Below are 9,951 nucleotides of genomic sequence, written 5' to 3'. Positions count from 1 at the left end.
CTTCTTGTCTGAGGATCCATGTTTGCGAAAGCGGGTTGGCCCAACGGAGCGCCTTAATCGATTGAATGTAACCTTGGCAGCCAGCACGTCAACACCGGAGTACTCAAGCGCTGTTTTTAGCTCTTCGCAGTCGCACAAAAATATGCCAAACGCGACACCCGCTGTTGGTAACGTAAGGGAAGGGGCCTCGGTTGAGCGCGGCTGGTCAGATAAAAGGGATGACTCCTCCAGATATTCGATCGCGAAAAGGCCAGACGCCACTTGTATGCTTGACGGCCTACACCACGCCGGTCGCGAGGCTGCTCGATCGCCACTGCGACATCGTTCTTGTCGGCGACAGCGTCGGCATGGTGCTGCACGGCCTGTCGTCGACGCTGGGGGTCACGCTCGACATGATGATCATGCACGGACAGGCCGTTCGCCGCGGCCTTGAACACGCGCTGATGGTCGTCGACCTGCCCTTCGGTTCCTATGAGGAAAGCCCAGAGCACGCTTTCGGCAACGCTGCGCGCGTGATGGGTGAGACCGGTTGTTCAGCGGTAAAGATCGAGGGCGGCGAGACCATCTCGGAAACCATCCGCTTCCTTACCGCGCGCGGCGTACCTGTCATGGCCCATGTGGGCCTGACGCCGCAGGCGGTAAACACGTTTGGAGGCTATCGTGTGCAGGGCCGGGGAGCCGATGCAGAGCGGATCAGGCGCGACGCCAGGGCGGTAACCGAAGCGGGCGCCTTCTCCTTGGTGCTGGAAAAGATACCGGAGCAGCTTGCACGGCAGATAACCGCCGATATCGACATACCCACAGTCGGCATCGGTGCCTCGCCAGCTTGCGACGGCCAGATTCTGGTGAGCCACGATATGCTCGGGCTCTTCACCTCATTTCGGCCGAAGTTCGTCAAACGCTATGCCGAGCTCGGTGAGCAGGCTGAGGCGGCAATCGCCGCTTACGCCACCGATGTGCGGAACCGGCACTTTCCGGCGGTCGAACATCTCTATGTCAACGCCTTTAAGGCCGGTGACTTCACATGAGCGTGCCGATCGCTCGAACCGTGAGCGAGCTGCGCGGCGTCGTTGCGCAATGGCGTCGCTCGGGTGCCACGATCGGTATTGTGCCGACCATGGGAGCCTTGCACGACGGGCATCTGAGCCTCGTGCGGAAGGCGCTCGAAAGGGCCGAGCGGGTGATCGTGACGCTGTTCGTAAACCCCAAGCAGTTCAACAGCCCCGCCGACCTGATTGCCTACCCTCGGACGGAAAGCGACGATGCTGCCAAGCTCGCTCTGCTGGGCACGCATCTGCTCTATGTGCCGGACACAGAGGAAATGTACCAGGTGGGCTTCGCCACGGCCGTTTCAGTGTCCGGCATCAGCGAATGCCTTTGCGGCGCATTCCGGCCCGGCCATTTCAATGGCGTGGCGACGGTCGTGGCCAAGCTCTTCCTGCAGGCCGGCGCTGACTTCGCCTTTTTTGGCGAAAAGGATTTTCAGCAACTTCAGCTTGTCAGGCGCTTGGTCCGGGATCTCGACATTCCGATCACTATTGTGCCCTGTCCGACAGTCCGCGAAGCCGATGGTCTTGCGCTATCGTCGCGTAACGTGCGGCTCTCCCCAGCCCAACGCGCCATTGCCCCAAAACTAGCATCGGTCCTGCTCGATACGGCCGAGCGGCTTGCACGCGGCTCCCCCATCCTGCCTACGCTTGATGAAGCGCGTGCAGCAATTCTGGCTGCCGGCTATCGCGAGCTCGAATACCTGGAGCTTCGCGGAGAAACAGACCTGCAATCGTTAGCAAGCCTTGACCGACCGGCACGCTTGCTTGCTGCGGCTTGGCTTGGCGACACGCGGCTCATCGATAACGTCGCAATATCACCCATCGGTAGTTGGTCAGGTGGGCGGAGCTCTCTCCAATCGGAAGCAGCACAGCAATTGCGGTGATGACGGCGGCGCGTCGTATGCCCTGCAGGGACAGGCCATCATTTAGAACCACGTCTCCGTCGGCTTCCAGCAACCTCCGCGAGGTACGCTAAGCGCAGATGCATCGCGTATTTGAAACCTTGGTCGAGCAACTCTCTGCAAGCGTCGATGCCGTCGATCTCCATGAGGCAATGGCGTCCGCCGCAGCCGGGTTCGACTTTCCGCTCTTCGCTTATTTCACCTACCCATCCGCTTCCGGCGACAGGCCGCGATTGATCTCGAATTATCCATCATCATGGACATCACATTACCTGCAACAGCGCTACCACAGCGTGGATCCCGTGATCCTGCGGGGACTGCGGGGCTGGGATACCTTCGACTGGGGTGTGGACCGCGATCACCGTTATTTGCCGACCTCTCAGCAGGAAGTCCTGGAAAAAGCAGCTGAGTTCGGCATTCGCGGCGGACTGACCATGTCGATGCATGATCATCGCGGCCGGTTCGCCGCACTGACCTTCGCCTCCAACGAGGCGCATCCGCCATTTCTGAGGTCGCTGACGCGCTACGAAAAAGCAATGCAACTGGTTGCGATCAACGTTCATATCCATGCCCGGCGCAGGCTCGCCGAAGATTGCGTGGTAGATGGCATAACGCTCACCCGGCGGGAGTTCGAGTGCCTGAAATGGGCGGCGTGCGGCAAGTCGGCCTGGGATATCAGCCAGATTCTCGGTGTCTCGAAACGCACCGTGACCTTCCATCAGGAAAACGCCAAGGCGAAGCTTGGCGTGCGAACCATCAACCAGGCCGTAGTGCGGATGGCTGCTCGGGCGAGATCCTGATCCTCTCCAAGTCTAGCTGTAAAGGTCTACAGGCTGCATTCATGACGGCTTTGCCCTTCGATTGCGTGGACACATCCCGCACGGAGACGACAATGATGCAGCTGATAACACCCGACTGCTACGCCGAGTTTGCGAGCGAACTCAAGGAAATGCACGGACTTAGGTATCGGGTTTTCAAGAAGCGGCTCGATTGGGAAGTGCAGACCGAAGGCGAAATGGAAACGGACCCGTTTGACAGCCTGAACCCCGTCTACCTGCTTCTTAAGGGGTCCGATTGGCGAACTTGCGGCTGCGTCCGCCTTTTGCCGACCACCGGACCGACAATGTTGCGCGATACGTTTCCGACGCTGCTGGATGAGATGGTGGTCCCTGCGAGTGCCGATATCTGGGAGAGTAGTCGTTTCGCGCTCGATCTCCCTGCGACAGCGCCGAAGGCAGCTGGCGGCCTGGCCCAAGCAACCTACGAGCTCTTCGCGGGGATCATCGAATTCGGCTTGGCCAACAATCTCTCCGGGATCGTAACGGTGACAGATACGCGCATCGAAAGGATCCTTCGTCTCGCGACCTGGCCGTTGTCACGTATCGGACAGCCCAAGCAGGTCGGCAACACCGAGGCAGTCGCCGGCTTCCTCGATATTTCCTACGCCAGTCTCTTGCGCATCCGCTGGAGGGGACGCCTCAACGGGCCGGTGTTGTGGCAACCAGTTCTCATCCAATCGGCATAGCGCCTGCGGATGCTCAGCCGTGACTTGAGTTAAGTCTGCTCACGGCCGCCACCGCCGCCGTGAGGGTGAGCGGACCCGCCCCCACGAGCTTTCGACTGTTCCGGTCGATTGGCTCGCGCGGCCGGACTTTGGATTTCCGTAGGCGCAACCCGCAGTCCAGCGTGAGCACGCCAAAATGGCGCCCCTCGGCTTCGTCCAAAGAAGCCAACGTGGCTTCTGAAGTCGTCTTAGAATATTGGACCGGCCGCCGTGAGCGATCGCAACCTCAAAGCTTTGCCGGTATGCCGGTTTGGCCGGACCGTCGGCCAGTCGGAGCAGTCCCCTGATAAGGACCCGAGCTGACCGCGGTCCAACAGCGCCCGAGCCTATGCTTTGTGCATTACCGTTCGGTTGGCCATGTCGTCCAAGACCGCATGAAGAAGGCTTCCAACCTCCTGCGCAGCGAGCTCTGGCGCAATTCCTACATCGGACAATTGAATGAGCATTTTCTTGGCAGCACAGCGCCAGAACGCACTCGCCGCCTCGCCGTTCTTGGTCTCGAGGGCCTGGGCGATACTTTCGACCAATATACGTCGCCGATGCAGCGGAAATACGCAAATGTTTGATTCATGCATCAATCACCTCACAGATTCAGTTCCACAAAGAAAAACACCGGCGTCTTCAAAAGAGCCCCGCTAGCGCGGTGACGGTTCGCGGCGACATGACGAGTTCCACTTCCCCATCGACAAGCCATTGGGAGATGAGCCGCCGGACCGCATATCCGGGACCGCACATAAGGTGAACCACCATTGCTCATCCGGCTGCATTTTCCTGGGCCGTTCGACGAGGCGTTCCAGCCGAATTGACGTCCAATGACTTGATCTCTGAAAGGGCAGGGCGGTACGAATCACCCGATTGTTCCGCTGCTTACATTCCTGCGAGCTTGTGTATGAACGATTAAAGCGTGCCCGAGCCGTTCTTGGTGGCCGCCGCAGAAGGGAATCATGTCATCCGCTGCCTATCGTAGGCGGCGCGACTTCTAGCATGACTGCACTGCCCCGACAGGGCTTTGCAATCGCGCGTTTCGAGGCCTATGCTTTGGCATCGGCCGGCATTTACTTCGGTGCAGCCGACAGTAAGACGTACGCGCTCTTGCCCCGTTGGAAGAGAGCCTTGCCCGATCCCTCTTTCGCGACCAGGTGCTGAAGCCCTCACCCCGCAGGACTTCGCGCTTTTGCGACCATCGCTGCATCACGTCGAACCGGGCATCAAGGACCAGTTGGAGGTCGCGCATCAGCCGATCAAGAACGTATATTTTCCCGAGAGGGGCATCGCGTCGGTGGTCGCCACCATGACCGGCGGGCGGCAAGGTGAAGTCGGCATTGTCGGCGATGACGGGATGAAAGGAATTGCCGTCATTCTGAAAGCACTACCTGGCGCCTGCCGGTTGAAAACCTTCGCCCTGCGATTAGCCCGTCGCTTCGCACCTCAGTGCTGGATTATGCCCACGCGTTCCTCGTCCAATCATGCCGGACGGCACTGGTCAATGGCCACTCCAAGATCGAAGAACGGCTGGCCCGCTGGCAGCTTGATGGTCCACGACCGTGCGGAAGGAGATAAGATCCTCCCGACGCATGAATTTCTGGCGACCATGCTCGCGCCCACCGCCCGGGGTCACCACGGCCCTGCAAATGCTTGAGTATCGAGGACTGGTGCACGCCAAGCGCGGCGAGATCACGATCATCGACCGTGCCGGATTGATAAAGCTCACACATGGCGCTTATGACAAGGAGGAGCAGCGTTATTTCGGCCTGGCCGCTGCCTGAAGCATGTCGGTTGAAACGGGTTCAGCCGACGTCTCCTTGCCCCTCACCAGGTCGCCCAAAAGCATCAGCGGTTTTGAACGAATCGCAGCGATTGTCCGCAATCGGACATAGGCTTGAAGGCGGTCGAATTCGTGCCATAAGTCGGGTTGGTCAGGGTTCAGGGAGGAATTCGTCATGACCAATTCGTTTCACACTGTCACCGTCGAAAAAGCCGCAGAAGCCTATGTCCTTTCCAGGGGAAGGGTCCGCTTCTCTCCATGGCGCAGGCGATCCGCGCCATCCGAACACTAATGCCGGCATGCAAGGCCACCGACCGCGAGTTGGAGGAACTGTTGGCGGCCGCTTCCTTCGTTCATGGCGTGCCCGTCGCCTTCGACACAAAAACAGCCGATCGTGTAGAACCACGGCTGCATTCCTAAGAGGGCATGCCGCGCCATGCAGACTGTCAGAGGGCATTCGTCAGATCGTAGTCCGCTAACTTAACTGCAGAGTCTATAGGACGTGTTCCAGCATTGCGAACTCACCGATCGCTTTGTTGCCAAAGCTGCCAGCAAGCGATCGCCTCATCCAGCCGTTTGCACCATCTCATCACAGACATCATCGCGATGCTACCTGTCCAGCATATGTCCAGCATTTCGCAAGGCGGCCAGAAGGAGCCTCGCATAGCCTGTGACATCGATCTGGGCCTGCATCGAAAGGGGCATGCTGGTCCAGTTCTCCAACGGTGCAATGAAAGGTGAGAAGGTGCCATTGACAAGGCAACAACAGCTAACAAGGCCCTCTCGGTCCAATGCCACCACACCGATCTTGTCGCCTGGATATCCAATGGCTGCGACTCGCTGGACCTCCAGGTCACCGTCCACCCGCACGTCAAAAAGAAGGCTACCACGGCTCCTCGTGGCTATCTCAGCCGCCTTCTCATCAAAGCTTGAAGAGAGCAAGCGGACGCTTTCCACCGCCATCTGGAAAATCACCAAATCCAGTTCATTCACGGCCATATGGGCATTTCCGCGCAACGGGTGGTGATTGCAATGACACATACTGCTTGTTCACAGATGTCGGTCACGAACGATCATTCGTCGGGTTCCGGTTCCGACCAACGGTGTCGCCACCTGATCGTGCTGCGGTTCGAACCTTCCGAACGCGAGCCGAGCGCGCTATGAGGTTGGAGTCTAGGTCTCGGACCCTGCCTCGCGGCCTTCTCATCTTTGGCAGACCCGTTGCAACGCCGCCGCGATGGCGCAAACGCCAGATGACGCTGATCCATCGCTTGATCGTGAACTGAGCTTCTGAACACCATTGGGACAGCAGGGTGGAAGGGCTTGACCAACGCTGCCCCCGTTTTCCAAGAGGACCCGTCCTCGATTGAATCTTTCGAGCCCCGTGCGGCGCGCAGCCAAATGATGACCATCTGGACCCTGCTCGCAGACCGCAAGGCAAAGAGGGAACCTTCCAGGCAGCCAAGCTGCGCCGACGCAAAGAGCGACCTTTGGAATTCCCAAGAATTTAGCCTTCCATAGTTGCGACAGGCAACCACTGCACGAGTGTGGGAGAGCGAATCGCAAGCATTGCGTGAGGTCCTGCGCGTTTTCCCCTCTTTGCTATTTGGCACATCGTTTGCGCCGAAGTGGGCGCAGCGTTCGACCGGAGCACTGCATGGGAGAGGGAGGAGCCCCACCCCGATCCGGTCAAGGAGAGAGACGGTGTTGGTTCCAAGAGTTCCCCGCGCGATCGCAGCGCCCCGCAAGCGCCATTTTGCCCGGACCTACGTGCAGGTACTTGCCGCCATAATCCTGGGTGCCGCAATCGGCTATTTCCATTTGGAGACCGGCCACAGCCTGAAGCCGCTCGGCGATGCCTTCGTCGAGGTCGTCAAGATAATCACCGTACCTGTCATCTTCCTGACAATAGCGACCGGCATTGCCGGCATGAGCGATCTGCAGAAGGTCGGCCGAGTTGCCGCCAAGGCGATGGTCTATTTTCTCACCTTCTCGACGCTCGCTTTTGTTGTCGGGCTGATTGTCACGAATATCGTTCAGCCTGGCGCCGGCCTCAACATCGATCCGGCCTCGCTCGATGTCGAAGCCGTTAAGGGCTATGTGGCCACGGCTCACGAGCAGTCCGTGACCAGCTTCCTGATGAACATCATCCCGTCAACGATTGCCAGTGCCTTCGCGGAAGGCGACATCCTGCAAGTCTTGTTCCTCTCGGTCCTGTTCCTCTCGGTCCTGTTCGGCGCGGTCTGCCGCTACAACGGCCGCTCGCTCTTCTCTCTCGTCCGATACATCAAGGACGAGCTGCTGCTCGCAATGTCCTCCTCAGAGGCCGCGCTGGCCTCGCTCATGGAGAAGATGGAAAAGGCCGGCGCCACGCATTCGGTCGTGGGTCTCATTCCATTCAATCTGGACGGCACGAATATGATGCTCGCCGCCCTTTTCATCGCCCAAGCGACGAAAACTGATCTCCCGATCGGCTGCCGGATCCTCATGCTGTTTGTCGCATTGTTCCCTTCGAACGGAACAACCCGCATTACCGGTGCAGGCCTCGTCACAATGGCTGCAACGCTCTTTCTTGTTCCGGCCGCACCGGTCACCTCCGTGGGGCTTATTCTTGGCGTTGATCAGCTTATGTCCGAATGCCACGCGCTGACGGTTTTTCTCCGCAGCGTAGCGGCAACGCTGGCTGTCACCCGGTCCGGGGCGAGCGGGATAAACGACGATTCGGGGAGCGCCTCACTAGCGGACCGTTCAGCGCTCTGGCGGTGGACGGTCAAGTCGCCCGGCGTGGTGAACACAATTCCCCGTGCGAACGACGCTCAACTATTGGGGTGGACCCGATGGCGCAAAGCCGTATTTGAGAAACCGCCAGATCGCACCGGCACCTGTGCGCCTGTAGCAACTGCGGGGCACGATCAAAACCGACCCATTTTACACCAAAAAGGCGGGCCGTTGCTGCCACGCCGTCCATGGATTGGAGACTCATGTCTAAGCCGACTGCCATCACTGTCGCAGCTCTTCTTTTACTCCTCGCCTTGCTGGCGAGCCAATATAGCGCGAACCTGCACCGGCAGGCGTGGTCGACCGCAGGCAAAAGTGGAGCGGCGCATTCGACAACGATCTTCTTCGCCAATCGCCGGCAACCCGCAAGGCGATGCCGTTCTGGTCATATTCAATGACTACCACAACTGTCCGCATTGCAGACTGGCTGATATCAACTACCAAAAAGCCTCAAGCATGAACCCAATCTGAAGCTTGTGATCAAACAGTTCCCGGTCCTGGGACCGGATTCCCAATTCCCAGCCTTTGCCGCACTCGCCTCGAGAAAACAGGGAAAGTTCGACGAATTCCACCGCGCCCTTATGATTTCCCCCAGTTGAAGGGTCACTCTCAAGATCGCAGCGCGTGTAGGCCTTGACGTTGAGCAGCTCAAGCGGGAATGCAAGATCCGGCCATCGCAGATGAAATGCGCGCGTCCGCGCACTCGCGAAAGGTCTGCACTTAGACGGTACGCCCGCGTTGGTGGTCGGCGATATAGTGGTCGCCGACCTTGTGGACATGGCCAGCTTGCAACGCTTGCATCGCCGATGCGCGCTCAAAGCGTGCTGGCTCTCGTGCGGGGCAGCATCTGTAGACCGGCCACGCTGTTGTTGCCGGAGCGTGCCGTTTGTGGCAGCTGGCTTTGCTGTCGCTCCTCGTAATCTTGTTGCGGTCATCCAGCTGCCGTGGGCGCCAACAACAATCCTGAGCGCCCGCGCCTGAAGTCGCTGGCCGGGTGCTCGTGAACCGAGCCCGCTTTTCTTCGGCAAGCTCAGGCGGTCTTGGCCCTGCGGCATCGCCCCCTGGCGCGGGGCAGCCTTCGGCTGCTGACGGTCGCCGGCCTGTCGGCCGGCGTCTTTCTATTGTGGCCTTCCCCCTGGCGCAGGGTGGGCAGCACTCCCTTCTAGGCCCGCCGCGGCGTCCCGCAACCCTTCGCTTGTCGCTTTCGGGTCCTCCACTCCGTTCCGGTCCTGCTGATGCAGTCCGCCTCCGACGGCGGGCCTTTCCGGTCGCTTTTGCCGCCCACCCCGCTTCCGGGGAGGGCGCGCGATTGTAGAGCGGAGGACATCACGATGCGTGCAAACAACAAACGTTGCGGCAGCCGACAGGCTGGCGCAGACAGTGGCGGGCGCACCGGCGCCAGCCTTTATCAGGAAATCACCGACCGCATCATTGCCGAACTGGAGCGCGGCACCGTGCCATGGGTCAAGCCGTGGGGCAGGGCAAGGACAGGCCTCGGCCTGCCGCGGAATGCGGCCACCCAGCGCCGATATTCCGGCATCAATATCCTGATCCTGTGGGGCGCGGTCATCGAGCGCGGTTTCCCCAGCCAGAACTGGCTCACCTTCCGGCAGGCGCTTTCGCTTGGCGGCAATGTCAGAAAGGGCGAGCACGGCACCACCATCGTTCACGCTGACCGCTTTGTTCCCAAGAACGAAAAGCAACGCGCCGACACCGATGGCGACGAACCGCAGGCGGTGCCCTTCCTGAAGCGCTTCACCGTCTTCAATGTCGCGCAGTGCGATAATCTGCCCGAACATCTTTACGACGCCGGCGAGCCTCTGCCTGAGCGCGAGATGGTCCCGCACGCCGAGGCGCTCATTCATGCAACCGGCGCTGATTTTCGCATCGGCG

At 59.8% G+C, this 9,951-nt stretch carries 10 protein-coding genes and 1 pseudogene; 9 read left to right on the top strand and 2 right to left on the bottom strand.

The window, feature by feature from the left end; translation table 11 throughout:
* Window positions 1-191: 191 nt before the first annotated feature.
* From panB to EN893_RS07355, 4 genes are all read left to right on the top strand, one after another.
* Entirely contained in the window at window positions 192-1,028 is an 837-nt protein-coding gene (panB, locus tag EN893_RS07370; protein WP_127267032.1) for a 3-methyl-2-oxobutanoate hydroxymethyltransferase, read from the top strand.
* The gene (panC, locus tag EN893_RS07365; protein WP_024505565.1) at window positions 1,025-1,933 is read left to right on the top strand and encodes a pantoate--beta-alanine ligase; all 909 of its coding nucleotides are present in this window, start codon (window positions 1,025-1,027) and stop codon (window positions 1,931-1,933) included. The genes panB and panC overlap by 4 nt, the downstream gene beginning before the upstream one ends.
* A 98-nt stretch (window positions 1,934-2,031) precedes the next feature.
* Window positions 2,032-2,751 (top strand): LuxR family transcriptional regulator, encoded by a 720-nt coding sequence (locus tag EN893_RS07360; RefSeq protein ID WP_126057768.1) that lies wholly within the window; start codon window positions 2,032-2,034, stop codon window positions 2,749-2,751.
* 92 nt (window positions 2,752-2,843) lie between these two features.
* Window positions 2,844-3,476, top strand: a complete 633-nt coding sequence (locus EN893_RS07355; protein WP_126057769.1) for an acyl-homoserine-lactone synthase — start codon at window positions 2,844-2,846, stop codon at window positions 3,474-3,476.
* 365 nt (window positions 3,477-3,841) lie between these two features.
* On the opposite strand, the gene EN893_RS39050 is transcribed toward EN893_RS07355, so the two are convergent.
* Entirely contained in the window at window positions 3,842-4,090 is a 249-nt protein-coding gene (locus EN893_RS39050; protein ID WP_063169245.1) for a DUF6074 family protein, read from the bottom strand.
* A 599-nt stretch (window positions 4,091-4,689) separates the two neighbouring features.
* On the opposite strand from EN893_RS39050, the gene EN893_RS07345 reads away from it, so the two are divergent.
* The 3 genes from EN893_RS07345 to EN893_RS38595 all read left to right on the top strand — a co-directional run bounded on the left by EN893_RS07345 (window position 4,690) and on the right by EN893_RS38595 (window position 5,700).
* Window positions 4,690-5,154, top strand: a complete 465-nt coding sequence (locus EN893_RS07345; RefSeq protein ID WP_236383474.1) for a hypothetical protein — start codon at window positions 4,690-4,692, stop codon at window positions 5,152-5,154.
* Window positions 5,147-5,281, top strand: coding sequence for a hypothetical protein (locus EN893_RS39860; RefSeq protein WP_256754986.1), 135 nt, complete (start codon window positions 5,147-5,149; stop codon window positions 5,279-5,281). The genes EN893_RS07345 and EN893_RS39860 overlap by 8 nt, the downstream gene beginning before the upstream one ends.
* Window positions 5,282-5,538: 257 nt before the next feature.
* A complete protein-coding gene (locus EN893_RS38595) occupies window positions 5,539-5,700 on the top strand; it encodes a hypothetical protein (protein ID WP_245456760.1) in 162 nt (53 codons plus the stop codon).
* Window positions 5,701-5,889: 189 nt separating this feature from the next.
* On the opposite strand, the gene EN893_RS07335 is transcribed toward EN893_RS38595, so the two are convergent.
* On the bottom strand, window positions 5,890-6,279 hold the full coding sequence (locus tag EN893_RS07335; protein WP_024505560.1) for a hypothetical protein: 390 nt from the start codon (window positions 6,277-6,279) through the stop codon (window positions 5,890-5,892).
* A gap of 708 nt (window positions 6,280-6,987) precedes the next feature.
* On the opposite strand from EN893_RS07335, the pseudogene EN893_RS07330 reads away from it, so the two are divergent.
* Both EN893_RS07330 and EN893_RS07325 read left to right on the top strand, forming a co-directional pair.
* Window positions 6,988-7,974, top strand: a pseudogene (locus tag EN893_RS07330) (cation:dicarboxylase symporter family transporter); the annotation flags it as partial.
* A gap of 1,415 nt (window positions 7,975-9,389) precedes the next feature.
* On the top strand, window positions 9,390-9,951 hold a 562-nt coding region (locus tag EN893_RS07325; protein WP_128361460.1), incomplete at its 3' end, for an ArdC-like ssDNA-binding domain-containing protein.

Origin of the sequence: Mesorhizobium sp. M7A.F.Ca.CA.004.04.2.1, assembly GCF_004022825.1 — a bacterium.
GTDB lineage: Bacteria > Pseudomonadota > Alphaproteobacteria > Rhizobiales > Rhizobiaceae > Mesorhizobium.
Note: the sequence above shows the minus strand (reverse complement) of the source record. Positions and strands in the feature narration are given on the sequence as shown.

What these genes read in the sequence shown, in the direction of transcription:
- EN893_RS07360 (WP_126057768.1), top strand. Translation starts at nt 2,032, where the DNA reads ATGCATCGCGTATTTGAAACCTTGGTCGAGCAACTCTCTGCAAGCGTC.
- EN893_RS07335 (WP_024505560.1), bottom strand. Translation starts at nt 6,279, where the DNA reads ATGGCCGTGAATGAACTGGATTTGGTGATTTTCCAGATGGCGGTGGAA.
- EN893_RS38595 (WP_245456760.1), top strand. Translation starts at nt 5,539, where the DNA reads ATGGCGCAGGCGATCCGCGCCATCCGAACACTAATGCCGGCATGCAAG.
- panC (WP_024505565.1), top strand. Translation starts at nt 1,025, where the DNA reads ATGAGCGTGCCGATCGCTCGAACCGTGAGCGAGCTGCGCGGCGTCGTT.
- EN893_RS07355 (WP_126057769.1), top strand. Translation starts at nt 2,844, where the DNA reads ATGATGCAGCTGATAACACCCGACTGCTACGCCGAGTTTGCGAGCGAA.
- EN893_RS39860 (WP_256754986.1), top strand. Translation starts at nt 5,147, where the DNA reads ATGCTTGAGTATCGAGGACTGGTGCACGCCAAGCGCGGCGAGATCACG.
- EN893_RS39050 (WP_063169245.1), bottom strand. Translation starts at nt 4,090, where the DNA reads ATGCATGAATCAAACATTTGCGTATTTCCGCTGCATCGGCGACGTATA.